The sequence below is a fragment of the Arenibacter echinorum genome (genome assembly GCF_003259375.1).
GTDB classification, from domain to species: domain Bacteria; phylum Bacteroidota; class Bacteroidia; order Flavobacteriales; family Flavobacteriaceae; genus Arenibacter; species Arenibacter echinorum.
In genome coordinates, this window is sequence record NZ_QLLN01000002.1 from 284,370 (window position 1) to 310,603 (window position 26,234).

Genomic DNA, 26,234 nt, shown 5'->3' on the forward strand with positions numbered 1-26,234 from the left:
TTTAAATGAGGAACTTAAATTTGAGCATTATAAATAGTTATTCGTATTTTCTACGATATATTACATTGTGTCTACTATTTGCTTCGGCACAAGGTTTTTCCCAAAATAACCCCACCATTGTGTCAGGGGTGGATACTACCTATATAAAGATTGGCGAACAGATCAATTTTAAGGTCACCGTAGAAACAGATTCAACAGCCCAGGTAATCTTCCCTGAAGGCCAAACCTTTTCACCATTGGAAACCGTGGAAGCCCTAAAGACCGATACGGTTAAAAAAATGGACAGGATGACCCTGCAAAAAATCTATGCCCTGACCCAATTTGATTCCGGTTCCTACACCCTTCCAAGACAACAGATTATGGTAAACGGAAAACCGTTTTTTACCGATTCCATAAAAATTGATGTTGCTACGGTACCCGTCGATACCTTGGCGCAGAAGATGTACGACATAAAACCCATTATAAATGTAGAAAAATCGAACGGGGCCCTTTGGAGAATCCTCCTTTGGGTACTGGGTATTTTAATTTTGGCCGGGGCAGCATTATATTGGTTCGTATTCAGAAAAAAACCATTGAGCGAAGAGGAAAAAGTAGCCCTATTACCTCCTTTTGACCGTGCTATCCTTGGTTTAAAACAATTGGAAAAATCAAAATATTTAATTCAGGACGATTATAAATCCTATTATTCCGAGTTAACGGACATTGTGAGATCCTACTTGGAAGAAGATGTTCATGTTACCGCATTGGAGAGTACTACGGACCAATTGATAGATAAATTGGAAATGATGAAGGATGCTGGTCAATTGAAACTGGACCATGAGACCATACAACAGTTCAAAAAGGTTTTACAGACCTCAGATTTGGTAAAATTTGCAAAATCCAAGCCGGAGTCGTCAGCAGCCGAACTGGATAGAAAATCTGTGGAGCAGATTGTGATCAAGACCAAAGAAGCCATTCCAGAACCTACTGAAGAGGAGTTATTGCAACGGGAAGAGTATTTGGAGGAGCTGGAACGCAAGAAACAGAAGAAAAAAATAGTAATTGTTGCTGTCACTGCGGTATTTGTACTATTAATTTCCACGGTAGCAGCAATAGGTTACTACGGATTTGGACAAGTAAAGGATACCGTTTTGGGACACCCGACCAAAGAATTATTGGAAGGGGAATGGGTACAAAGCGATTACGGTTTTCCCCCTATTAGTTTACAGACCCCAAAAGTCTTGTTGCGACAAGCGGTAAAACTCCCGCCAGAAGCCCAAGCCTCCATCAAAGAAATGCAGGCATTTGCCTATAGGAGCTCTGTTGGACTTTTCACCATTGGCGCCACATCTATTACGTTGGCACAACCGGAAGAACCGGATTTTGAAAAGGCCTCCGAACAGATTTTGAAAAATTTTGAAAATCAAGGTGCCAGGAACATCACTACCAAGCAAGAAGCTTTTTCTACCCTTACAGGGGTTAAAGGTGTTAAACTTTACGGAAGTGCAAAATTTGCAGTGCCCGAATCCAAAGAATTGATCTCTGGGAACTACATGGTCCTATTTTTTGGCGGTAAAGGTTTTCAGCAAAATGTAATCTTGACATGGTTGGAAGATGACCACTATGCAGACCAGATAGTAGACCGAATATTAAATTCAGTAGAAGTAAAAACGAGCTTATAGATGTTTGAGAATATTTCCTTTGCGAACCCACAATTTTTTTGGTTGTTACTACTACTTCCAGTGGCAATGCTTTGGTATTTCTTTAAAAGAAGGGAACAGACCGCTTCTTTAAAAATGTCGAGCATCAAGGGCTTCCCCAAAGGTAACATATTGCCCAAATTAAAACCGGCGCTGTTTGTAATGCGCTTGTTGGCATTGGCCGCTATCATAGTTGCAATGGCGAGACCACAGACCGAGGATATCTCCACAAGGACCAAAACTACAAAAGGCATCGATATTGTTATGGCCATCGATGTTTCCTCCAGTATGTTGGCCAAAGATCTAAAGCCGTATAGATTAGCAGCACTTAAAAAAGTAGCGGCCGATTTTATTAGCGAAAGACCCAACGATAGGATAGGCCTGGTGGCCTATGCAGGGGAAAGCTATACCAAAACGCCTATTACAAGTGATAAATCCATAGTTTTAAGGGCTTTGGACGAAATAACTTATGGACAATTAAATGATGGAACCGCTATTGGGATGGGACTTGCTACCTCTGTCAACAGACTTAAGGAAAGTAAGGCTTTGAGCAAAGTAATTATACTTCTCACAGACGGAGTAAACAATTCGGGATTTATAGAGCCCCAAACCGCCGCAGATCTGGCAGTGGAGTTCGGAATTAAAACCTACACTATTGGTATTGGTACCAACGGAAACGCCATGACCCCCATTGCATATAATGCCGACGGATCCTTCAGATATGGGATGCGGGAGGTAGAAATAGACGAAAGCCTATTGAAATCGATAGCGGAAACAACTGGCGGGCAGTATTTTAGAGCCACCGACAATAAAAAACTGGAGGCCATTTACGAGGAGATAAATAAGTTGGAAAAAACAGAGGTAGAGGAGTTTAAATACTACAAATACGAAGAAAGATTTAGACCTTGGGTCTATTTGGCAGGGGTTTTGCTCTTGTTGGAATGGCTGGCAAGGAACACCTTGTTCAGGAGTTTTATTTAATATCAAAGAACTAGTTTTGGAGGGAATTGATTTAAAAAGGAAGAATACAAAATGATTCAGTTAGACGAAAAATCATATTTATACCTGTTATCCATTATTCCGGTGATGGTGGTTCTATTTGTGTTCCTTCAAATCTGGAAAAAAAGAACACAGAAAAAGTTTGCAGACCTTAGTCTTTTAAAGCGATTGACTCCTGACAGGTCCAACTTCAAATCCACCTTAAAATTAATTTTTATTCTATTGGGAATAGCCTCGTTGACCATGGCATTGGTCAACCCAAAGATAGGCACCAAATTGGAAACGGTTAAAAGGGAAGGGGTAGATATTGTGTTTGCAGTAGATGTTTCCAAAAGTATGTTGGCCGAGGATATAGCCCCTAATAGGTTGGAAAAGGCCAAACGTCTGGTTTCCGAGATTATCAATCAACTTGCGAGTGACAGAATTGGAATTATTGCATATGCCGGACAAGCATTTCCCCAACTCCCTATAACGACCGATTACGGAGCCGCCAAAATGTTCTTGCAAAACATGAACACCGATATGCTTTCCTCCCAAGGAACGGCTATTGACCAGGCCATTGAATTGGCATCGACTTATTATGACGATGAGGAACAAACCAACCGTGTGCTTTTCATTATCTCGGACGGGGAAGACCATTCGGAAGGGGATGTATCCAATGCCGTTGAGGATGCCACCAATGAAGGCATAAGGGTATTCACCATTGGGGTAGGAAAAGCAAAAGGAGCTCCCATACCCCTAAAAAGAAACGGTATTGTTGAAAGCCTAAAAAAAGACAACCAAGGCGAAGTGGTCATTACAAAATTAAATGAAGACGTGCTTCAAGAAATTGCCGATGAGGGCAATGGGGAATACATAAACGGCGAAAACACTGAAGAAGCAGTTGCCTTTATTAAGGAGCAATTGAACCAGATGGACAAGAAAGAATTTGAGGCCAAACAATTTGCCGAATTCAAAGATCAATTCCAGTGGTTTTTGGCCGCGGGCCTTTTATTCTTATTTTTAGACATTTTTGTCCTGGATAGAAAAACGAAGTGGCTTAAAAAATTAAATCTGTTTAACGAGCGATAAACGCAGTAGGATTATGAAAAAGATAGCATTTATCATTATTTTGATCGGAAGTCTTGTCCAAGCGCAGGAAGTGGATAAGGAAAAGGAAAAATCACTTAAAATTGCCAACAACTATACTTGGGAGGGAAATAAAGACCTGTCCGAAAGCAATTTTGTAAATGCCGAAGCCAATTATAGAAGGGCTATCTCCAAGAGTGCTGAAAACGGTATAGCTCCCTATAATTTAGGGAACGCCTATTATGAAAACGAAACCTATAGCGAAGCCTTCGGCAGATTTAAGCAGGCGGGAGAAAATGCCACCAGCAAAAAGGACAAGCACATGGCATACCATAACATGGGCAATGTCTTTATGAAAAACAAAGAATACCAAAAAGCGGTAGATGCCTATAAAGAAGCTTTAAGGAACGACCCTACGGATGAAGAGACCCGTTACAATTTGGCTTTGGCCAAGGAAATGCTAAAAAAGCAACAGGAAGAAGAACAAAAAAATGATCAGAATAAGGACGACCAAAACCAGGAAGACCAAAAAGATCAAAAGGACCAGAACCAGGATAAAAAGGAAGGAGACCAGAACGAGGACAATAAAGGCGACCAAAAAGAGGAAAACCAGGGCGACAAGAAGGAAGAGGGAGATAATGGCGAACAAGAGAAAGAAGACAATAAAGAAGGTGAAGGAGATGATGAAGAGAAAAACAACGAGCCCTATAACGCAGAAGAGCAGAAGCAACAACCAAGACCTAACCAATTATCTCCTCAGCAAGTGAAAAACTTATTGGAGGCCATGCAGAACGAGGAGAAAAAAGTACAGGAAAAAATTGATGCACAAAAAGTAAAAGGTGCAAAAATGCAAAATGAAAAAGACTGGTAATACACGTGAATATTAAAAGATACATATCGTTACTTTCATTGTTGTTCCTAGGTATACTCTCGTATGCCCAGAATGATGAAACCGTTACCTTCGAAATGAATCTCAGCAAGGATGTGTTGGGCATTAACGAACGTCTAAGGGTAGACTTTACCATGAATAGGGATGGGGATAATTTTGTGCCGCCGGATTTTGAAGGTTTCAGGGTGCTTATGGGCCCTTCCCAATCCATTAGCTCCTCATGGGTGAACGGGGTTAGGAGCTTTTCCAAAACCTACACCTATACGCTTGCACCTACGGCAAGGGGAAAATTTACCATTAAGCAGGCCACGATTGTCATAAAGGGTGAAACCTATAAATCGCTCCCCAAAGAAGTGGAGGTTACCGCTGCAGTCGAAAGACCGGACGGGGAAAAAACGGTCGATGATGTTGCGGACGAAAGCTTACATCTGGTAGCCGAAATATCCAAAACCAGCCCATATTTAAATGAAGCTGTTACAGTAGTTTATAAACTTTACGCAAGTCCTTCTATAGACGTCACCAATTTTAGGGCGCTGGACAACCCTAAATACAACAATTTCTGGAGCCAGGATATTCCAGTCACCAAATACGATGTACAGAATACTACCTTTGATGGTAAGTCTTATAGATCCGTAATTTTAAAAAGGGTAGTTTTATATCCACAGAGAACGGGAGAATTGGAAATTGAGCCACTTTCACTGGATGTAAGTCTCCAGGTTCCCACCAACAAACGGGATTTCTTTGGGGGAAGAATATTTGCCCAAACCAACAAGACCGTATCCGCTGGCAATAGGAAAATTAATGTAAAACCTTTGCCTACAGAAGGCAAACCGACGGATTTTAGTGGTGCGGTAGGAGAATTCCAATTTTCGGTGACCACCAGTAAGACCCAACTAAATGCATCAGAATCCCTGCAGGCCAAAGTTGCCATAAATGGTAAGGGAAATTTAAAACTCTTCGAAATTCCAAGTTTAAATCTCCCTAGTTCCTTGGAAGTATATGATCCAGAGTTCAACGAAAGTGTTCGTACTACCCTGTCCGGCATGGAAGGAAATGTAAGCAATAGTTACACGGTAGTGCCCACGTTCAAGGGCAAGTATCCCATTCCTAGCATAGCCTTTAGCTTTTTCAACCCTAAGACTGAAAAATATCAAACCTTGAGTTCAGGGGAAATTATGATCAATGTGCTTGAAGGCCCCACAAGCGGAGCCGCAGATAACACTGGTTCTATTTCCAATAATAAACAAAGGGTGGTGGCTACGGGAGATCAATTTGTATTCAATAAAATAAAACCAAATCTAACTACCATCAATAATCAATACTTTTTTGGTTCTAGAAGCTTTTTTCTTTGGTGGCTACTACCGATTCTATTAATTCCTCTGGCTATCGTATTTGGCAAAAAAAGAGAGGCCATTGCCAGTGACGTGGAAGGAAACAAGATTAAACGTGCCAATAAATTGGCGAAGAAATACCTATCTGCGGCCAAAAAAGCATTGGGGTCCAAGGAGTCATTTTATGTGGCCTTGGAAAAGGCATTGCACAATTATTTGAAAGCCAAACTTAAAATTGAGACATCAGAATTCAGTAAGGATAAAATAGCCTCTTTTCTAAGTGAAAAAAATGTAGACGAAGCCACACGGGAGGGCTTTATGGGCTTACTGAAAAATTGTGAAATGGCCAGATATAGCCCTTTTTCTGACGTTCAGATGCAACAGGATTACAATAAAGCGAGTGAGGTTATTTCACAACTGGATAAACAAATTTAAACAATGGTACGTGTATTAACTATTTTAGCCTTTTTGGTAAGTACCTTGGGATTTTCCCAAAACGAACAACTTTTTGACGAAGCTACGGCATTTTACAACCAAGGAGAGTATATAAAAGCTGCGGACAATTATTTAAAGATATTGGAGAATGGTGAGCATTCGGCCGAACTCTATTTCAATCTGGGCAACACCTATTATAAGCTTAACAAAATTGCCCCTAGCATCTATTACTACGAGAAGGCATTATTGTTAAAACCAAATGATCAGGACATTAGGAACAACCTGGCCTATGCTCAAAATATGACTTTGGATGCCATTGAACCCCTGCCCCAGACTGCTATTTCCAAAATGTATAACAGACTGACTACCTATCTTTCATTTGACCAATGGGCCTATGTTGCAATTGGTTTTATGATGCTTTTTGTATGCTGTTATATCGCCTTTTATTATTTTAAATTTTCTACCCAAAAACGAATAGCCTTTATAAGCAGCCTTATTTTTCTGCTCTTAACAGTACTGGCGGTTGTTTTGGCCTATATACAATTTTCCAAATTTGAATCGGAACAACCTGCCATAGTTTTTACTGAAGAAGTTGGTATTAAATCCGAGCCCAACAACAGGAGTCAGGCTATTTTTACTTTGCATGCCGGTACCAAGGTCAATGTACTTGAACAATTGAATGACTGGAAAAAAATTGAAATTTCCGATGGCACCACGGGTTGGATTCCATCGGAGGATATAAAAGTCCTTAAGGATTTTTAATATTTCTTTAACGTCTAATAAATCCGTTGGTGTTATATTTGCTCTAATTTGTGATTCTATGAAAGTCTTCGCTCGTATACTTTTGCTTTCCCTATGGCTATTTGCCATAGTGGCTCCGAGCGCGATTACTTTAATGGACATTGACAATCCCGTTATTGTAACCAACCTTAACGAAGAAGAACAACAAGAAACCGGTAAGAAATCTCCCTTGCAGGAAAAGTTCGTAAACGATAGTTCATCAAATTTTTCTTTAATAGCCCTGTCCCAAAAATCGATAATGGGTGTATACCACCCAATGGGCCATATCAACATCACCCAAAAAATTCTTCTACCACCACCTGAACATATAAGTTAATCTTAAAAGTCAAACTATTTCGATTAATTAAAAACTTGTCCTTGATTCCCATTAAGGACTAAATTATTATTTTATATGTTCAAAAATCTTAAGAGCGACCTTCCCGCAAGTGTCGTGGTATTTTTTGTTGCGCTACCCCTATGTTTGGGTATAGCCTTAGCCAGTGGCGCCCCCCTGTTTTCGGGTTTAATTGCCGGTATAATCGGCGGTATTGTTGTAGGAGCACTTAGCGGCTCTAAAATTGGTGTTAGTGGACCAGCAGCCGGTCTGGCCGCTATTGTTTTAACCGCAATCGGCGCATTGGGAGGTTTTGAAAACTTCTTGGTTGCCGTTGTACTTGGTGGAATCATTCAGTTGATATTCGGCATTCTAAAAGCTGGAATTATAGGTTATTATTTCCCTTCATCGGTAATAAAAGGCATGCTTACCGGTATAGGTATCATTATTATACTTAAACAAATTCCACATTTTTTTGGTTATGACCCGGACCCCGAAGGCGATTGGGCCTTTTTTCAAGTGGATGGGGAGAACACCTTTTCGGAAATCATAAATACTGTAAACAATATTAGCCCGGGTGCAACGCTGGTGGCTATAGCTGGCTTATCCATATTACTGTTATGGGATAAGGTACTTTCCAAAAAAGGAAAGATTTTTCAGCTTATCCAAGGGCCATTGGTTGCCGTTGCGGTAGGTATCATATTCTTTGTTTTAACACAGAACAGTTCATTTTTGGCTATTTCTTCCGATCACTTGGTAAGTGTACCCATTCCTGAAGATGCCGCATCATTCTTAGGACAGTTCAGCTTCCCTAATTTTGCCGCAATCTCGAACCCGGATGTATGGATAACCGCCTTTACAATTGCTTTGGTTGCTAGTCTCGAGACCCTTTTATGCGTTGAGGCCACCGATAAGTTGGATCCCGAAAAAAACGTAACACCTACCAACCGCGAGCTGCTAGCCCAAGGTACGGGTAACATTTTATCCGGACTAATTGGCGGACTACCCATAACCCAAGTAATCGTTAGAAGTTCTGCCAACATTCAATCTGGTGGGAAATCAAAACTATCGGCCATTTTTCATGGTTTCCTTTTGCTAATTTCCGTTATTCTTATTCCAAGACTATTGAATATGATACCCCTTTCGGTTTTAGCGGCCATACTCTTTATCGTAGGCTACAAATTGGCTAAACCGGCCCTTTTTGCTAAAATGTACAAATTGGGATGGAAACAGTTTGTTCCCTTTTCGGTGACCGTATTTGGTATCATATTTACAGATTTACTTGTTGGTATCAGCCTCGGCCTTGCTGTTGGCATCGTGGTAATCCTATTGAAAAGCTATCAGAATTCCCATTTCCTTCATATGGAAGATGTAAGTAACGGAAAGCATAGGATAAAAATGACCCTTGCAGAAGAAGTGACATTTTTTAATAAAGGTGCCATTCTTAAAGAATTGGATAGCCTGCCAAGGGACACCTATTTAGAGATAAACTTGCTAAAGACAAGATATCTTGATCTTGATATTATTGAAATTCTAGACGATTTTTCGGTGAAGGCAAAGGAGCGTAATATAGATATTCAATTGATCTCCAAGCGTGGTGTAGTCGAAAACCCATCAAGTTTTACAGAATTCTTTAGAACAAGACCAAAATCTAAATTAAGTTTAAGCTAATAGCCATGAAGAGAAATAAACACAAAATAGCTTTGTTCACGGATCTGCAAGGAGACATCTCCAGCCTATTAAAAAGTGCTGTTAGTTTGGCTCAAATGATCAATGGGGAAATTGAAGTCCTAAATGTAACAAAACCCACGGCAGTTATTGGGAAAGAAAACCAACTATCCGCCATGCGCTCATTAAACCGTGAATATATTCTTACGGATAAAAGAATGAAGGATATATTGTCTCCTATAATTGATAATTACGGGGTAGCTGTTAATTATTCCAGTACCTTTGGCAATATTAGAAATGAGATTGATAGGTATCTACGCGAAAATAACCCTGACATTATAGTCTTGGGAAGGCATAAAAGCAAACATTTTAATACGGCTGAAAATAGAATAATCAACTTTGTTCTAAGTGTTTTTAAGGGCACAGTCTTGATCGTTTCACATGACAAAGGCCTTGAACCAGGTATGAAGATAAGTATAGGGTCCCTTAATTGTTCTGAAGCGGTAATTAACTCGTCCTTTGCTGATGAGCTCTTTTTACATGCAAACAGTACTTTGAAGTCGTTCAATATTGTTGAATCTTCAAATGTTCTACCACATTCAGACAATTCCTTAGGGCGCAAGACCATAAACTATGTTTTTGATAATAATGAAAATACGGTCAATAATCTTCCCGTCTATTTATCCATAAGTAATATAGATCTCTTGTTTTTGGATGGAGGAAATAAGGAAAAAGAAGATCTTTCCAGATTATTAAATTCATATGATATGGTAAGGAAATCCGATATTAATCTTTTGGTAACCGGGGAAAAACACACCCACGATAACTTTAACACAACACTAAAAATTGCATAATTAAAATATATAAATATGAAAGCACATACAAGAGAAACCCAAGCAACAATGACCCCGAATAAGGCGTTGCAATATTTAAAAGAAGGCAACCAAAGATTTCAAGGCAACTTGAAAGCCAATAGAAACCTACTTGAACAAGTTAACGATACGAGTGAAGGTCAATTTCCATTTGCAACCATTTTAAGTTGTATCGACTCCAGAGTTTCTGCCGAATTGGTCTTTGACCAAGGCCTTGGTGATATCTTTAGTATTCGGATAGCCGGTAACTTTGTAAATGAAGATATTTTAGGTAGTATGGAATTTGCCTGTAAACTTGCAGGAACCAAACTGCTCGTTGTTCTGGGCCACACAAGCTGTGGGGCAATAAAAGGAGCTTGTGATCACGCAAGATTGGGTAATCTTACCGCCTTGATCAACAAAATAGAACCAGCAGTAGAGGCAGTTACAGAACCATCAGATGAAAATTTAAGAAATTCCAAAAACCTTGAGTTTGTAGATAAAGTTGCTGAAAAGAATGTTCATTTAACAATGGGCAATATTCGTAAGAAAAGCCCTGTTCTAACTGAAATGGAAGAACTTGGGGAGATAAAAGTTGTTGGAGCAATGTATGATGTCTCCAATGGTGAAGTTGTTTTCTACGAATAAAACACCTAATGAAATGAAATAGAAGGCCAATGTTGCCATATTGGCCTTCTTAATATTGAAACTAAACGTTGGTTTCAATCTAAAGTAATTATTGCTTAAACTAACTAGCACTAAATTCAATTTTATGAAAAATCTTTTTTCAAATTTTAGAGGAGACCTTTTTGGTGGAATAACAGCAGGTATTGTTGCCCTTCCATTGGCCTTGGCCTTTGGTGTAAGCTCAGGGCTTGGACCAAGTGCCGGACTGTATGGAGCTATATTTATCAGTTTTTTTGCTGCTCTTTTTGGAGGCACCAACACTCAAATATCCGGCCCCACCGCTCCAATGACCGCAGTAAGTATGGTGGTTATTGCAGGTATCGTGGCGCTAAATGACGGAAGCATTGAAAAAGCGCTTCCAGCCATTCTTATTGTATTTTTATTGGCCGGCCTTATGCAAATAGGTCTTGGCCTTTTAGGTATTGGCAAGTACATTCGCTACATCCCTTACCCAGTAGTTTCAGGTTTTATGACCGCAATTGGGGTAATTATATTGGTTACTCAAATTTTACCGGCCGTAGGGTATTACCCAAAAGAAGATGATGAGTATGTGTCACAATACAAACCACTAGCCGAAGAAATCATCTTAGAAAATATTCTTAAAGAAGAGGCAGGCGAAGGTATTCTAGTTTTGGAAGATTTTGAGGAAACAATCAAACGCTCGGAAGGAATTACCCAAGATGACGTGAACAAAGAAGCTAGTACTCTGGCCAAAACTGATGCTTCAGGGGTTTTTGGGACAATAAAAGTCCTTCCTAGGGCCATGCAAAACATCAATTGGCTGGAACTTATTTTGGCACTATCAACAATCGCTATAATTTATGGTTTCAAAAAAATTACAACTGCCATACCAAGTGCATTGGTAGCCCTAATTGTTGTTTCAGGAGTGGCATACGGATTTGGACTCAATTATCGTCCTATTGAAGAAATACCTAGTGGTTTTCCCGTGCCCAATCTTGAAATATTCACCGCATTTAAACTCAACTCCGTAACTCCTTATATCTTTACAGCTTTGACCCTGGCCTTATTGGGAGCCATAGATTCGCTTTTGACATCTGTAGTAGCGGATAACATGACCAAAACAAAGCACCAGCCCAATAAGGAACTTGTGGGTCAGGGAATAGGCAACAGTATAGCGGCTATTTTTGGAGGAATACCTGGAGCTGGTGCTACTATCCGTACCGTAGTAAATATAAACGCAGGGGGTAAAACCAAACTATCGGGTATGGTCGCAGGTGTACTGCTTTTAATAATTCTTTTAGCTTTGGGTCCGGTTGCATCCCAAATACCTGCAGCTGTGCTTGCCGGGATATTGGTTACCGTAGGTATAGGTGTTATGGACTATAAAGGCCTGAAAGCCATACCAAGTTTACCGAAAGACATGAGCATAGGCCCACTTAAATTAAGTTCTGAGGTTATCATTATGCTTGTTGTACTGGTTCTTTCTTCCGTATGGAATTTGGTCTATGCGGTGGGTGTTGGCCTAGTAATTGCCTCGTTAATGTTCATGAAAAAAATGGGGGATCTTACCGCCGAAAGGTCAGACGTAAAAACCTTGGAACATGAAAAAGGATGGGCAGATGAAGCCAATTTCCCAAAACATTTAAAAGAGAAAGTCTTTATAAAGCACATTAAAGGCCCCCTATTCTTTGGTTCCACCAGTGAATTTCAAGCCTTGGCAAACCAAATTCCAAGAACGGCATCAACTGTTATTATTCGTATGGACCGTATGCAATATATGGATCAATCCGGTCTCTACACTTTGGAAGACGTGCTTATAGATTTACTTAATTCCAACATCGAAGTATTATTGGTAGATGTACTGGATCAGCCACGTTACATGATGGAACGGGTAGATCTAATACCTGATTTAATTCCAAAAGACCGCATTTTTGACACTTTTGATGAATGCATAACGTACTTAAATCAAAAGCCGGTTAAACAAAAGACTGAAGCTTCCGCATAGTTTCTAAGCCAATTTATGATGAAATATGTAGTCGGTAATGCCGTAAATATCTTAAATTTGCGGCATTAGCCGAACAGCATGATCGATACCATAAAAAAGCACATTACCGAGGTAGAAAATTTTTCTTCTACCGATATTGAGGCCATAGAGGCATTCCGAATAAAATACTTGGGAAAAAAAGGATTGTTCAATCATTTTTTTTCAGATTTCAAAAACGTTCCAAACGAACAAAAAAAGGAGTTCGGAAAAACTGTCAATTTACTTAAAACCGTTGCTACCGAAAAAGTCAACGATTTAAAGGAAGCCCTTGAAAATAAGAAAGAGGAAAAAGGAATTTATGGCGATTTAACAAGACCGGGGGAACCTTTGGGCCTTGGAACACGCCATCCCATCTCGATAGTCAAAAATCAGATAATAGACATCTTTTCCCGAATTGGGTTCAATGTTTCCGAAGGACCGGAAATAGAAGATGATTGGCATAACTTTACCGCTCTAAACCTTCCGGAATACCATCCGGCAAGGGATATGCAGGACACCTTCTTTATACAGACCGATCCCGACATTTTATTGCGTACCCATACCTCATCGGTACAGGTGCGCTATATGGAAAACAACAAACCCCCTATAAGGACCATTTCTCCCGGCAGGGTTTACAGGAACGAGGCTATATCCGCTCGTTCCCATTGCTTCTTTCATCAAGTGGAAGGACTATACATTGACAAGGATGTTTCCTTTGCCGATTTAAAACAGACCTTGCAATTTTTTACTACCGAATTGTTCGGAAAATCCAAAATTAGGCTTAGGCCTTCCTACTTTCCATTTACCGAGCCTAGTGCCGAGGTAGATGTTTATTGGGGACTGGAAACCGAAACGGATTATAAAATGACCAAGGGAACTGGATGGCTGGAAATCATGGGCTGTGGTATGGTAGACCCCAATGTGCTTACCAATTGCGGCATCGATGCTAACGAATACTCTGGCTTTGCTTTTGGTATGGGTATAGATAGAATTGCCTTATTGCTACATCAAATTTCAGATATTAGATTATTGAGCGAAAATGATGTGCGCTTTTTGGAGCAGTTTAAGAGTGCTTTTTAATTCTAAGCCCGGTATTCCAACAAATATGGCAATATCATAATATGGTACCTTTTAAATATAGTATTAACCAAATTTCACCAACTATTATAGTTGGGAGTATTCTGAAATATTTTCTGTACAATTGAAAAAAGATATAGAAATTCCAATTGCGAAAAATGTACATGTCGCCATTATTCATGAATGGAATGATGAATTCTTGGAGAAAAATTGGAATGCCTACCTTATCAACGATAGGGATTCCAAGATTGAAGCTGTCATAGCAGTTTCCAATGGTTATGAAGGAGATCGGAAAACTTCCACCATGAGACATGGATTGGGTGACATCCCGGCCAAAGGCTTTCGAAAAATTGAAATACTCCATGAAGATATCCTGGCCTTTAATAACGAATTCTTTGTTACTTTTTTCGCGGATGACAAATTATACGAGAAACGCTTCCTCTTCGAAAAATACTCTATTAGCGAATCCAATCTAGGGCCTATCCCGGTTATGGAAATGGAAGGTGTCCTTGCCAAATAGTCCATTAATTATATCTACAGATCCCCTGGTTCCACCTAACTTATAATATATTCATATCAATTTAACAAAAATTTAATTTCGTTTGGTTCGGTTTGTTCAGAACCAATAGGTATATTTGCACTTTATTTTTCGGAAAACTGATAATTCATTTTCGGAAAACCGTAATAAAACAATTAAAAATGAAAGACAATATCTGCAAAGAAAAAATGGGTTTGGTTGAAAAACTCGGCGTTCATTTGGAAGATAGAGAGCAATTGGCACCTGTTGCAGCGCGTATTTTGGCATATATAATCCTTACAGGTAAGAAAGGATCCACTTTTGAAGATATGGTAACTATACTCTGTGCAAGTAAAAGCACAATTTCTACACACCTTAATCATCTACAGGATTTAAATAAAATAGTGTATTTCACAAAAACTGGAGATCGCAAAAAATATTTTGTTATTAACAAAAGCATGGTTATGCAACATATCGATCGCATGATCACTAAATGGGGAGAGGAACGTGAGATGCATTTAGAATTAAAAAACTACAAAGAAACCATAAACAACAATAAAATTGAAAATCAAGATGAAAAATTTGATTTAAGATTTCATGATGATTACATCAAATTTTTGGATGGCGCAATAGCCTCTGTAGATGAATTAAGGACAAAATTAACCAATAACAAATTCAATATTTAAACCCAAGCAAAAATGAAAAATAATAAATTATATGCTATTCTAGGACTAAGTGTATTCTTGGTTATAGTGAGTTGCGGCAACAAACAAGAAAACGCTGCAGCGGCACAACAAGCACCCCCATTACCTTTTCCTGTGTCCCAGGTAGAACTTAAAACCGTTACAGGATACATAGATTATCCTGCAACCATAGAGGGCAGGGTAAACAGTGATGTAAGAGCTAAAACATCAGGATATATTGAAAAAGTATATGTAGATGAAGGGGAAAAAGTAAAAAAAGGACAAGTGTTATTTAAATTGGAAACACAGTCTTTGAATCAAGATGCAGTTGCGGCAAAAGCACGTGTTAATGTAGCACAAGTTGAAGTAGACAAATTGATTCCACTTGTAGAAAAAAACATTATTAGCCCCGTGCAATTGGAAACCGCCAAAGCTAATTTAGCCCAAGCAAAAGCCAGCTATAGCGGAGTTTCAGCAAACATTGGTTATGCAACTATTAAAAGTCCAATAGACGGCTATGTTGGTTCCATAAATTTTAGGGAAGGTGCATTAATTAGTCCAAGTGATGCTACCCCATTAACAACTGTAAGTGAAATTGACCAAGTATATGCGTTTTTTAGTTTCAATGAAGCACAATACATAGACCATTTACAGAGATCTGAAGGGAAAAGTAAGGCAGAACGCATAAAAAATTCGCCAGATTTAAGTTTGGTACTGGCCAACGGTAAAATATATTCGGAAAAAGGACGTATTCAAACGAGTACAGGTCAAATAAATCAGAATACGGGAACCATAAAAATTAGAGCGGCTTTTAACAATCCTAACGAAATTTTAACCAATGGCAACAGCGGTAAAATAAGATTTCCTATAGAATATAAAGATGCTGTAGTGGTACCTCAGACAGCCACTTTTGAACAACAAGGCAACATAATGATATTTAAATTGGGCGCCGACAACAAAGCAAAAACTTCCATTGTAAAAATAAAAGGCTCGGTAGGAAACCTATATGTTGTGGAATCCGGTGTGGATACCAATGATAAAATTATTGTTTCCGGGGTAGGCAAACTAAGAAACGGGATGGTCATTACCCCTCAAGAAACTTCTTTTGAAGATGCCATTAAACCAGTAGCAACTTTATTTAAAAACTAGTCACCAACTAACAAAAATAGTAGTCATGTTAAAAACATTTATTGAAAGACCCGTTCTTTCAACGGTAATTTCTATTATTATAGTATTACTAGGAATTATCAGTATTACTAGCTTACCTATAGAGGAATACCCTGATATTGCACCACCGACTATTAAGGTTTCTGCAAACTATACCGGAGCCAACGCCGAAACTGTTATGGAGAGCGTCATCATCCCAATTGAAGAACAAATCAATGGTGTGGAGGGCATGACGTACATAACGTCTACCGCATCCAATACAGGAGGTGCAGAAATTACTGTATATTTTAATCAAGAAATTGATGCCGATATAGCCGCAGTAAACGTGCAGAACCGTGTGGCAAGGGCCACTCCCTTATTGCCTCAAGAGGTTACCCAAACCGGTGTTACCACGCAAAAACAGGAAACGAGTGCGTTGATGTTTATATCCATGTATTCTGAAAGCGAAGATTATGATGCTACCTTTATTCAGAATTACTTAAAAATAAACGTTATTCCAGCAATGCAACGTATTAGCGGTGTTGGGGATGTTAGTGTCTTCTCACAACAGGATTATGCAATGCGAATCTGGTTAAATCCAGAAAAACTTGCTTCGTACGGTTTAATTCCTTCAGACATTTCCGCCGTGTTGGCAGAACAAAATTTGGAAGCGGCAGCTGGTTCCTTAGGTCAGAACAACGGAGAATCGTTCTCATATACCCTAACCTATAGCGGACGCTTTAAAAATGAAAGTCAATACAGCGACATTGTAATTAAAGCGTTGGGAGACGGGGAGTTTTTACGATTAAAAGATGTGGCTACAATCGAGTTGGATGCACAATCTTACGCGGCTAACGCAATGAGTAAAGGTTATCCAGCGGTGTTTATGGGGATCTTTCAAACAAAAGGCTCCAACGCCCAAGAAATTATTGAGAACATTAAAATTACTTTGGAATCGGTTAAAGCCGACCTTCCGGAAGGTTTGGACATTTTTGTACCATACGATACGAGTTTGTTCCTAAACGCGTCTATTGATAAGGTAATAACCACCTTGTTAGAAGCATTTTTATTGGTATTCTTAGTGGTATTTATCTTCTTGCAAGATTTTCGTTCCACCTTGATTCCTGCAATTGCAGTACCAGTTTCTATTATTGGAACCTTCTTTTTCTTGAATATTTTCGGCTATTCCATCAACTTATTAACGCTATTCGCACTAGTGCTCGCTATTGGTATTGTGGTGGATGATGCCATTGTGGTTGTGGAAGCTGTCCATGCCAAGATGGACAACGGAGAACACAATCCTAAAAAGGCAACCTTAACAGCCATGAACGAAATATCCGGAGCTATTATATCAATTACCTTGGTAATGGCAGCGGTATTTATTCCGGTAACCTTTGTAACAGGTCCAACAGGTGTATTTTATGAGCAATTTGGTGTAACTCTTATTATTGCCATCCTTATTTCTGCCGTAAATGCCTTAACGTTAAGTCCGGCCTTATGTGCTCTATTATTAAAAGAACACAAGGAAGACGAAGAATTAAAAGGAAAAAGTCCGATAAAACGTTTTTACACATTATTCAATCGCGGCTTTAACGCAACAATAGACAAATATGGTAAATCACTTCAGTTTTTATACAGAAAAAAATTCGTTTCCGTTATATTATTGATCATTGCCGTTATAGGAATTTATTGGGCATCTACAACAACTCCAACAGGTTTTGTACCTAATGAGGATAGAGGAATTATTTTCGCAAATATTGAATTGCCACCTGGGGCCTCTTTGGATAGAACAGATGAAGTGGCAAGAAAATTATTCGACAAAATAGACGGTATGGATGGTATTGTAGCCGTTAATTTTATTAAAGGTCGAAGTATCATTAGTGGATCGGGAAGTAACTTTGGGTTTGGGATTATAAAACTTAAGGATTGGAGTGAACGTAAGGATGAAGCATTATCTGCACAGGCCATTACCGGAAAATTATTTGGTATAGCAGCCACTATTCCAGAGGCCAATGTTATTTTCTTTTCGCCACCAAGTATTCGTGGATTTGGTAACTCTGCTGGTTTTGAGATTAATTTACTGGATAAATTTGGAGGAGAGTTCACGGATTTGGACAAGGCTAAGAACAACTTTACCATGGCCTTAATGCAGCATCCAGAAATTAAATACGCAACATCCGCATTTAATACGAATTACCCACAGTATGAAATGGAGGTGAATGTGCCCCTAGCGAAAGAAAAAGGAGTTTCAATAACCAGTATCTTTTCCACATTACAGGGATACATTGGTGGAATTTACGCCTCGGATTTTTCAAGATTTGGAAAACAATTTAGGGTATACATTCAGGCATTGCCAGAAGACAGAGCAGATGAAAGTGCGTTAAACAGTATGTATGTAAGAACCGATACTGGAGAAATGACACCAATTACACAGTTTGTCAATCTAAAACGTGTTTATGGCCCACAATCGGTTACCCGTTTCAACTTGTTCAATTCTACGACTATAACAGGTGCCACAAACGACGGATTTAGTACAGGTGATGCCATCAGGGTTATTGAGGAAGAAGTGGCAAAACTACCGACCAATTATACAGTGGCTTATTCAGGATTAACCCGGGAAGAGGTGAATGCCGGAAACCAAACCACCTTTATTTTTATATTAAGTATCCTGTTTGTGTATTTCTTGTTAAGTGCACAGTACGAAAGTTATTTACTGCCATTTGCAGTTGTATTATCCTTACCATTTGGTGTGTTTGGCGCTTATATAAGTACAAAGTTTTTAGGCCTGGAAAACAATATTTATTTCCAAATAGCCCTAATCATGCTTATAGGACTGCTTGCTAAAAACGCCATCCTTATTGTGGAATTTGCGCTACAAAGACGAAAGAATGGCGAGAGTATCGTTGATGCGGCCATCCATGGGGCAAAAGCGCGTTTACGTCCAATTTTAATGACCTCGTTTGCCTTTATTTTAGGATTAATGCCATTGGTGTTGGCAAATGGTGTTGGAGCAGAAGGAAACAACTCTATCGGAACAGGAGCAGCAGGAGGAATGCTTATTGGGACCATTTTGGGTGTCTTTGTGATTCCTATCCTATTTATCTTATTTCAGTGGCTACAAGAAAAAGTCTCAAGTAAACCAGCAGTACAAACTATTGAAGATTAAGAACAATGAAATCAATTATAAAACATAGAAGTTTAAGTAAAGGTGCACTTTTACTAGTAGTTGCAATAACATTACAAAGTTGTTTTGTGGCACGGGATTATGTAAGACCGGATCTGGATATAGAAACCGAAAACCTTTATAGAACCGAAAACCTTCCAAAGGATAGTGTTTCTATGGCAGACGTATCTTGGAAAAACTTATTTACAGATCAATATCTTGAACAATATATAGAGGAAGGTCTGCAGAATAATATGGACATTCGTATCGCAATTCAGCAAATGATAGCTGCTGAAGCGTATGCAAAACAAGGGAAAGCAGGTTATTTGCCAACATTAAGTGTGGGGCCCAACTATACACATCAGGAATATTCAGGGAACAGTCAGTTCGGTTCTATATTTAGTGGAGGTTTGGACACATATGACATTACTGCAGATTTATCTTGGGAGGCAGATATTTGGGGAAAAATAAGAAGTAATAAAAGAGCATCGCAGGCAGATTATCTACAAAGTGTTGCAGGACATCAAGCGGTGAAAACACAATTGATTTCCAGCATTGCGAATACCTATTTCAACTTATTGGCTTTAGATGCACAGTTAGCAGTGACCAAGCAAACCATTGCCACTAGGGAGAGTAGCGTAGAAACAATTAAAGCATTAAAAGATGCAGGTCAAGTAACCCAGGTTGCAGTAGACCAAAACATAGCGCAGTACAATAGTGCTAGAGCACTACAAATAGATATAGAAACTGCTATTTTTAAAGCAGAAAATACATTAAGTATTTTACTTGGCAAGGCACCTCAAGAGTTTAAAAGAAGTCGATTGGACAATCAAAGCATTGATCAGGAAATAAAGCTGGGCGTACCTGCAAGATTGTTAAGAAACAGACCGGACGTTATGGCTGCAGAATATGCTCTGATCAGAGATTTTGAATTGACCAATGTTGCCAATAGCAGTTTTTATCCGTCCCTTACCTTAACAGCTTCGGGAGGCTTACAGAGTTTGGAATTGGATAAGTTACTAAATGCAAACTCCCTATTTGCAACCGTAGTTGGTGGTTTGACACAACCTCTTTTGAATCAAAGAAAACTAAAAACCCAAAAAGAAGTTGCACTTGCCAATCAAGAAAGTTCCTTATTGAATTTTAAGAAAACCCTATTGGTTGCAGGAAGTGAAGTGTCCAATGCGTTATTTTCCTATGATGCTGAAACCAAGAAATTCGAGTTCAGAAAAAATGAAGTGGAAGCCTTGCGAAAAGCAGAAACTAATTCTGAGGAGTTGTTAAAAAATGGTTACGCCAATTACTTGGACTTGTTAACAGCTAGACAAAGCGCCCTGAGTGCTGAACTAAACCTTATTACCAACAAACTATCCCAATTATCGGCTACGGTAGAATTGTATCGCTCCTTGGGTGGTGGATGGCAATAGAAGTCAAGTTTATAGGCAATGGAGAACCAGGAGGAATTTTTAGAATTCGCTATTTCCAAATTTTAAAAATTTGGGAGCAAACGATTTACCCTGGATGACCTCGCCCATGAAATGGGTGTCTCAAAGAAAACGATCTACCGGCATTTTTCGAGCAAGGAAGAAATAGTACTGGAAAGCCTAAAGTACCTATTGAACAAAGTACAAAATGAGATAACAGAGGCAATAGAAAAAGAAAAAAACAACCCTATCCAAGGAATTATTTCAATTTACAGGATAGGGTTGAATAATCTTAAAAAGTTTAGTCCGTCATTTTTATTGGGCCTACAGAAATACTATCCCAAAGCCAACGAACTTTTCAATGGATTTAGGGTAAGCGTAATACATGATAATGTCCTTGCGCTTTTGCAACAGGCCCAAATAAAAGGCCAGATCAGACAGAATGTGAATTTGGCACTTACCTCCCATATATATTTAAACAGATTGGAATATATGCTTTTTTCAACCCACAATCTCTTTGACAAATACACCAGTTCAGAATTATTGGAACATTTGATCATAAATAATCTTAGAGGTATAGCAACAGAAAATTATGTCTCCAAACTATCTTAGTTTGAACCCCTTGGCAGCCCACCATGGATGTATCTCAATGGCCAGCCTGCCTGTTTTTACCATGGGATCCATATTGGCCAGACTATCTGCCATTTCTTGGGTTGGTACATTGTAGATAGTAATGCCACGTATGTCCCCATTGTCTCCAAAAGGACCCGAAATATCGGCATAACCTTCCTCGTACATTCTACCCAAATGGGCCAAATGTAAGGCCTGTAGACTGTCTGCCTCAGTCTTGGATTGGGACCGATTTGGACCACTCTTTAAAAAGGCAATAAAATATTGTTGCATCAAGATGGTATCCCTGGTCTTTTCATCTATATATTCGAAAGTTTTAAATCCCTGTGATTCCAAACGCTTCTTCAATTCGGCCACGGAAGGCTCGGGTTCAATAACTTGCTGCTCCATTTTTATAGTTGTTTCCTCTACCTTATCCTTACAGGAAAAGCACTGCCACAATAATATTACAACGAATAACAACCTTATTTTTTCCATGTCTTAAAAGGGTTTTTGCTCAGCTGTGAATTGTAATATTTGATATCTGAAGTTACTTCATCCCCCAACCACTGAGGTTTTAAAAAGTCCTCATCTTCATGTTCCAATTCAACTTCCGCTATTATCAATCCCGAATTGTCCCCATAAAATTCGTCCACCTCAAATATATGTTTCCCGACCTCAATAAAGTATCGCATCTTATCTATTACCCCGGGCTCGGACAGTTTGATCAAGGCATCCGCCTCCTTAACGGAAATTTCCTTTTCCCATTCAAAACGCGTGGTACCATTCTGGTTACCCTTTCCCTTCACCGTTATATATCCTCTGTCTCCCTTGATCCTTACCCTTACTGTCCTTAAGGGGTCCGTATTTAAAAAACCTTGTACAATTCTTTCCTTTTTAATAGCGTCTGATTTGAAAGCTTCCGATTTCACTAAAAATTTACGCTCTATTTCTATCATTTATACTAGTTGGTTACTGATGTATTAAAATGGCTATGGTATATCTTTTTAATTTCGTCCGATTGAATTTTGACCTGGTCATAACTATTATTGGCCAACCATACCATGGCACCCGCAATGACTTCTGGATCAATAGACCTAAATTTTTCCAAGGGTCCAACCAGAACAAAATTAAGAATTTTCATAAACTGCTTGGCCAGCCATTCCCCCATTCGTTGCTCCTCCCGCTTACCCCCTATTAACGAGGGTTGTAAAATGTAGGTGTTAGGGATGCCACACTTTAAAACAGCTTCTTCCATTTCCCCTTTTATCCTGTTGTAATTAACGCCGCTTTTGGAATTGGCTCCCATAGCCGAGATGACAAGGAAGGTTTCAATACCATTTATACGGCTAATTTTGGCCGCCGAAACCGGTATTCCAAAATCTATCCTTTTATACATTTCCGTATCGGGGGTTTTTGCTTTGGTCGTACCAATACAACAAAAAACTTCATCTGCCAGAAAATTGGTCTTATAAGTCTCCAAATCTAAGAGGTCTACAATATGTTCCTCCAATTTTGGGTGGGTAAATCCAATACTATTCCTTGAAAAGAGCCTAATTTTTATATAGCGTTCATCCGTGAGCAACATCTGCAATAAATTCCCTCCCGTTAAGCCGGTAGCACCCAGTACAATCGCCGTTTTCTCCTGTAATTTAATTTGTCCCTTGCCCATTATAGGATGTTTAACATTTTAGGTGGGGCCTTATAGCGCCAACTTGTTATAAATTTACGGTATGAAAATGGATTTCCCACAACGAAAAATAATCCATGTGGACATGGACGCGTTTTACGCCTCCGTGGAACAAATGGATAACCCTGCTTTAAAGGGGAAGCCTTTGGCCGTTGGTGGGGCCGAAAAAAGGGGTGTGGTTTCTGCCGCCAGTTATGAGGCCAGGAAATTTGGGGTCCGCAGCGCTATGAGTGGCTACTTGGCCAAAAGGAACTGTCCCGACTTAATATTTGTACCCCCACGTTTTGACCGTTATAAGGAGATTTCCCTTAAAATTAGAAGCATATTTTTCGATTATACAGATTTGGTGGAACCGCTTTCATTGGACGAGGCCTATTTGGACGTTACTACCAACAAAAAGGGCAATCCCTCGGCTTCCCTTATCGCAGAGGAGATTAGACAGCGTATTTTTGACGAAGTTGGCCTTACCGCATCGGCAGGAATATCCATCAATAAATTCCTCGCCAAGGTTGCCAGTGACTACAACAAGCCCAATGGTCAAAAAACAGTTAATCCAGAAGAAGTAATATCCTTTTTGGAAAACTTGGAAATAAGGAAATTCTATGGTGTGGGAAAGGTTACGGCGGACAAAATGTATCATCTCGGTATTTTTACGGGTAAAGATCTTAAGCAGAAATCCGTTGAATTTCTAAGGGAACATTTTGGTAAAAGCGGGGATTACTACTACCATGTGGTTAGAGGAATTCACACCAGTGAGGTAAAGCCCAATAGGATCCCAAAATCAGTGGGAGCAGAACGTACTTTCGATGAAAACCTGAGCAGTGAGATCTTTATGCTACAAAGATTGGAAAACATTGCCACAGAACTGGAAAAGCGCCTAAAAAAATCAAAGATATCAGGGAAAACGGTAACCTTGAAAATTAAATATAGTGATTTCACCCTTCAAACGCGGAGTAAGACCCTACCCTATTACATTACCGACAAATCCTTGATCTTGGAAACTACCAAGGAACTGCTTTACCAGGAAAAACTGGAAAATTCCGTACGCCTATTGGGGATATCCCTGTCCAATTTGAATACGGAAAAAAATGAACCCATGGAACAAAAGGTGCTTACCGTACAACTAAAATTTGACTTGTAGCGATAAAAAAGGACCTGTCCGGTTTTAAAATCCAGACAGGCCCTTTTAAATATTCTATTTTTTGCTTCTAAAAATTACTGCTTTCTATTTGTGAGACGCGCAAGGTATTCACCATACCCTTATCCTTTATGGGCATCGCTGCCAAACTTATCAACATGTCCCCTACCTCTAAAAACCCTTTCTGACACGCCATTCTATTTACATCCTCAATAGTTTCGTCCGTAGACACATATCTATCGTAATAAAAGGCCTTTACTCCCCATAATAAATTAAGCTGTGTAAGGATTCTTTTATTGGAGGTAAATACCAATATGTGGGCTTTTGGTCTCCACGCGGATATCTGGAATGCTGTATATCCACTGTTGGTCAAGGTAGAAATGGCCTTGGCCTTTATTTCATTGGCCATATTGGCGGCATGGTAACAAATGGATTTGGTAATATATCTATTTGTCCTAACCTGTGGTGGTTCGTGCGGTACCTTAATTAGTTCTGAATTCTCTACACTTTCCAGGATACTGGTCATTTTTTGAATTACCTGAACGGGATAATTTCCAACAGAAGTCTCTCCTGAAAGCATTACGGCATCCGCCCCATCCATTACCGAGTTGGCCACATCGTTGACCTCTGCACGGGTAGGTGTAAGGCTAGTAATCATGGTTTCCATCATCTGGGTAGCAATAATCACCGGAATCCTGGCTTTTTTGGCCCTTAACACCAATTGTTTTTGAATAAGAGGCACTTCCTGTGCCGGAACTTCAACTCCCAAATCACCTCTCGCAACCATTAATCCGTCGCAATACGCCACAATCTTATCGATGTTTTCTACTGCTTCCGGTTTTTCAATTTTTGCAATAATTGGAATTTTATGCGCAGAATGTTCCTTGATAATATTCTGTAGGTCTATTAAATCCTGACTAAATCTTACGAAAGAAAGTGCTATCCAATCCACATCTTGTGAAATGGCAAAAATAGCATCCTTAATATCCTTTTCTGTTAGAGCTGGTAAAGAGATATTGGTGTTTGGTAAGTTCACCCCTTTTTTGGACTTCAAAGGCCCACCTTGGATTACTTTTGCCCTAACTTCATCCTTGGAATTGGTAGAAATCACCTCGAACATTAACTTTCCGTCATCCAATAAGATGCGCTCACCCGCTTTTACATCTTTGGGGAAATTGGTGTAGTTCATATACACTTTCTCCGCATTTCCTTCAAAAGGCTTACCGGTAACAAAAGTTATTTCGTCTCCCGGGGCAACTACCACTTCACCTGCCATTACGCCGACCCTTAATTTTGGTCCTTGTAAATCCGCAAGAATAGAGGTGTAGGTACCTAATTCCTCATTCAAATCACGAATCATCTGTATGCGTTCTGCAACGTCCTTATAATCGGCATGGGAAAAGTTTATCCTAAAGACATCCACTCCAGCCTCAATCATGTCCTTAAGAACACTCTTCGTACTAGTAGCTGGTCCTAGGGTCGCTACTATTTTTGTCTTTTTATTTATTGGCATTATTTTAAAATATTAAATTATTTTTAGATTTTAGTTTACTTGCATCCACTAAATAGGCCGTTATGACCTTTGGGATAGTTAGTACAGACTTCAAAATGTTTTCTTCCACGTCCAATTCGTCGTGTTCTATCTTTAAAAAGTAGTCCACATCCCTAAATTCTGGAACCAAATGATACTTTGTTAATGTTGGCTGATCCTGAAATAGATTTGCTATACTTAATACCTCTTCCTTTACATCATTATTGCTGACAAATGTGTAATAGCGATCATTTACCTCATCTCTCCAATCAAAAATTGGGAACGATCCATTTTCCGATAAATCCAAATCGTTCACGGACCTCTTCAACTTTGTTTTAAGACAAGAATTAAGTGCATATACCAGCATAAAATCTTCTATACTGCTGTGCAAAGCGATTAAAGTAAAAGTTTCTTCATAAAAATCTTCCGAAATTTTGTGTATCGCTGCCATACTTTCCGTGAAAGGCGTAAATATAGGATTAATAACGAAACTAGCCTATCCATTCCAAGTATAAAACGTAGTTCAGCCTACGAAAACGTTGGAGTTTAAT

23 protein-coding genes and 1 pseudogene are annotated in these 26,234 nt (G+C 39.3%); 19 read left to right on the forward strand and 5 right to left on the reverse strand.

What is annotated here, in order from left to right:
- Positions 1 to 5: 5 nt before the first annotated feature.
- The 18 genes and pseudogenes from LV92_RS05080 to LV92_RS05165 all read left to right on the forward strand — a co-directional run.
- Positions 6 to 1,661, forward strand: a complete 1,656-nt coding sequence (locus LV92_RS05080) for a BatD family protein (RefSeq protein ID WP_111622571.1) — start codon at positions 6 to 8, stop codon at positions 1,659 to 1,661.
- Complete coding sequence (locus tag LV92_RS05085; protein WP_111622572.1) at positions 1,662 to 2,660, forward strand: vWA domain-containing protein; 999 nt, start codon at positions 1,662 to 1,664, stop codon at positions 2,658 to 2,660.
- A 51-nt stretch (positions 2,661 to 2,711) separates the two neighbouring features.
- Positions 2,712 to 3,749: a VWA domain-containing protein gene (locus LV92_RS05090; RefSeq protein ID WP_111622573.1), complete on the forward strand. Its 1,038-nt coding sequence runs from the start codon at positions 2,712 to 2,714 to the stop codon at positions 3,747 to 3,749.
- A gap of 13 nt (positions 3,750 to 3,762) precedes the next feature.
- Positions 3,763 to 4,617: a tetratricopeptide repeat protein gene (locus LV92_RS05095; RefSeq protein WP_111622574.1), complete on the forward strand. Its 855-nt coding sequence runs from the start codon at positions 3,763 to 3,765 to the stop codon at positions 4,615 to 4,617.
- 5 nt (positions 4,618 to 4,622) lie between these two features.
- Positions 4,623 to 6,401, forward strand: a complete 1,779-nt coding sequence (locus tag LV92_RS05100; protein ID WP_111622575.1) for a BatD family protein — start codon at positions 4,623 to 4,625, stop codon at positions 6,399 to 6,401.
- Positions 6,402 to 6,404: 3 nt separating this feature from the next.
- Positions 6,405 to 7,163, forward strand: a complete 759-nt coding sequence (locus LV92_RS05105; protein ID WP_111622576.1) for a tetratricopeptide repeat protein — start codon at positions 6,405 to 6,407, stop codon at positions 7,161 to 7,163.
- A gap of 58 nt (positions 7,164 to 7,221) precedes the next feature.
- A complete protein-coding gene (locus LV92_RS05110; protein ID WP_146613514.1) occupies positions 7,222 to 7,518 on the forward strand; it encodes a hypothetical protein in 297 nt (98 codons plus the stop codon).
- A gap of 75 nt (positions 7,519 to 7,593) precedes the next feature.
- A complete protein-coding gene (locus tag LV92_RS05115) occupies positions 7,594 to 9,186 on the forward strand; it encodes a SulP family inorganic anion transporter (RefSeq protein WP_111622578.1) in 1,593 nt (530 codons plus the stop codon).
- Positions 9,187 to 9,191: 5 nt separating this feature from the next.
- On the forward strand, positions 9,192 to 10,037 hold the full coding sequence (locus tag LV92_RS05120; RefSeq protein ID WP_111622579.1) for a universal stress protein: 846 nt from the start codon (positions 9,192 to 9,194) through the stop codon (positions 10,035 to 10,037).
- Between the two features lie 15 nt (positions 10,038 to 10,052).
- Positions 10,053 to 10,682, forward strand: coding sequence for a carbonic anhydrase family protein (locus tag LV92_RS05125; protein ID WP_111622580.1), 630 nt, complete (start codon positions 10,053 to 10,055; stop codon positions 10,680 to 10,682).
- A gap of 124 nt (positions 10,683 to 10,806) precedes the next feature.
- Positions 10,807 to 12,687, forward strand: coding sequence for a SulP family inorganic anion transporter (locus LV92_RS05130; RefSeq protein WP_111622581.1), 1,881 nt, complete (start codon positions 10,807 to 10,809; stop codon positions 12,685 to 12,687).
- A 78-nt stretch (positions 12,688 to 12,765) separates the two neighbouring features.
- A complete protein-coding gene (pheS, locus tag LV92_RS05135) occupies positions 12,766 to 13,785 on the forward strand; it encodes a phenylalanine--tRNA ligase subunit alpha (protein ID WP_111622582.1) in 1,020 nt (339 codons plus the stop codon).
- A gap of 121 nt (positions 13,786 to 13,906) precedes the next feature.
- Positions 13,907 to 14,302 carry a hypothetical protein gene (locus LV92_RS05140; protein ID WP_111622583.1) on the forward strand — a complete coding sequence of 132 codons (396 nt, stop codon included), beginning with the start codon at positions 13,907 to 13,909 and terminating at the stop codon, positions 14,300 to 14,302.
- A gap of 179 nt (positions 14,303 to 14,481) precedes the next feature.
- Positions 14,482 to 14,985 (forward strand): GbsR/MarR family transcriptional regulator, encoded by a 504-nt coding sequence (locus LV92_RS05145; RefSeq protein WP_111622584.1) that lies wholly within the window; start codon positions 14,482 to 14,484, stop codon positions 14,983 to 14,985.
- 12 nt (positions 14,986 to 14,997) lie between these two features.
- Complete coding sequence (locus tag LV92_RS05150; protein ID WP_111622585.1) at positions 14,998 to 16,131, forward strand: efflux RND transporter periplasmic adaptor subunit; 1,134 nt, start codon at positions 14,998 to 15,000, stop codon at positions 16,129 to 16,131.
- 25 nt (positions 16,132 to 16,156) lie between these two features.
- Positions 16,157 to 19,294, forward strand: a complete 3,138-nt coding sequence (locus LV92_RS05155; RefSeq protein WP_111622586.1) for an efflux RND transporter permease subunit — start codon at positions 16,157 to 16,159, stop codon at positions 19,292 to 19,294.
- 5 nt (positions 19,295 to 19,299) lie between these two features.
- The gene (locus LV92_RS05160) at positions 19,300 to 20,718 is read left to right on the forward strand and encodes an efflux transporter outer membrane subunit (protein WP_111622587.1); all 1,419 of its coding nucleotides are present in this window, start codon (positions 19,300 to 19,302) and stop codon (positions 20,716 to 20,718) included.
- 87 nt (positions 20,719 to 20,805) lie between these two features.
- Positions 20,806 to 21,327: pseudogene (locus LV92_RS05165) on the forward strand (TetR/AcrR family transcriptional regulator); the annotation flags it as partial.
- On the opposite strand, the gene LV92_RS05170 reads toward LV92_RS05165, so the two are convergent.
- From LV92_RS05170 to LV92_RS05180, 3 genes are read right to left on the reverse strand one after another with little or no spacing between them, the layout of a single operon-like run.
- Entirely contained in the window at positions 21,319 to 21,822 is a 504-nt protein-coding gene (locus LV92_RS05170; protein ID WP_111622589.1) for a YciI family protein, read from the reverse strand. The pseudogene LV92_RS05165 and the gene LV92_RS05170 overlap by 9 nt on opposite strands.
- Positions 21,810 to 22,283 carry a CYTH domain-containing protein gene (locus LV92_RS05175; RefSeq protein WP_111622590.1) on the reverse strand — a complete coding sequence of 158 codons (474 nt, stop codon included), beginning with the start codon at positions 22,281 to 22,283 and terminating at the stop codon, positions 21,810 to 21,812. Before LV92_RS05175 ends, LV92_RS05170 begins: the two co-directional genes overlap by 13 nt.
- 5 nt (positions 22,284 to 22,288) lie before the next feature.
- A complete protein-coding gene (locus tag LV92_RS05180) occupies positions 22,289 to 22,996 on the reverse strand; it encodes a Rossmann-fold NAD(P)-binding domain-containing protein (protein ID WP_111622591.1) in 708 nt (235 codons plus the stop codon).
- 61 nt (positions 22,997 to 23,057) lie between these two features.
- Here LV92_RS05180 and dinB point away from each other — a divergent pair, with 61 nt between their 5' ends.
- Positions 23,058 to 24,155, forward strand: a complete 1,098-nt coding sequence (gene dinB / locus LV92_RS05185; protein WP_111622592.1) for a DNA polymerase IV — start codon at positions 23,058 to 23,060, stop codon at positions 24,153 to 24,155.
- A 67-nt stretch (positions 24,156 to 24,222) separates the two neighbouring features.
- On the opposite strand, the gene pyk is transcribed toward dinB, so the two are convergent.
- Complete coding sequence (gene pyk / locus LV92_RS05190; protein WP_111622593.1) at positions 24,223 to 25,665, reverse strand: pyruvate kinase; 1,443 nt, start codon at positions 25,663 to 25,665, stop codon at positions 24,223 to 24,225.
- 4 nt (positions 25,666 to 25,669) lie between these two features.
- A complete protein-coding gene (locus LV92_RS05195) occupies positions 25,670 to 26,134 on the reverse strand; it encodes an IPExxxVDY family protein (protein WP_111622594.1) in 465 nt (154 codons plus the stop codon).
- Positions 26,135 to 26,234 lie beyond the last annotated feature (100 nt).